Source organism: Mycobacterium simiae, from assembly GCF_008370645.1.
Classification (GTDB): domain Bacteria; phylum Actinomycetota; class Actinomycetes; order Mycobacteriales; family Mycobacteriaceae; genus Mycobacterium; species Mycobacterium simiae_A.
This window is the reverse complement of record NZ_VTZN01000604.1, coordinates 1-320: the sequence shown is the minus strand read 5'-3', so window position 1 is coordinate 320 and position 320 is coordinate 1. Positions and strand designations below refer to the sequence as shown.

Below are 320 nucleotides of genomic sequence, written 5' to 3'. Positions count from 1 at the left end.
CGGCCACGGCGGTACGTATCGCGCGGGGGGTGTAGGCATGCACCGTCACATAGGTGCCCCAGTTCTCCGCAGCCTCCACCGCCGCGTGGATCTCGGCTTCGGTGAACTGGGCGACGTCGATCGGGTCGTACGACGAGCTGATACCCCCACCTGCCATCAACTTGAGCTGACTCGCGCCGCGCCGCAACATCTCCCGAGCCCCACGCAACACCTCAGCCTCGCCGTCGGCGATAACAGCCGCACCGATGATCTCGGTGTAACTCAGGTGCCCGCAGACACCGCGTGGGACTTCATTGGGTAGCCGGAAGTCGCCGTGCCCA

General features: G+C 65.9%; 1 protein-coding gene. It reads right to left on the bottom strand.

Going from position 1 to position 320, the window contains the following annotated elements; all coding sequences use genetic code 11:
* Positions 1-320 (bottom strand): amidohydrolase family protein (locus F0Q45_RS27075; protein WP_149656708.1); only part of this gene is annotated, 320 nt, incomplete at both ends.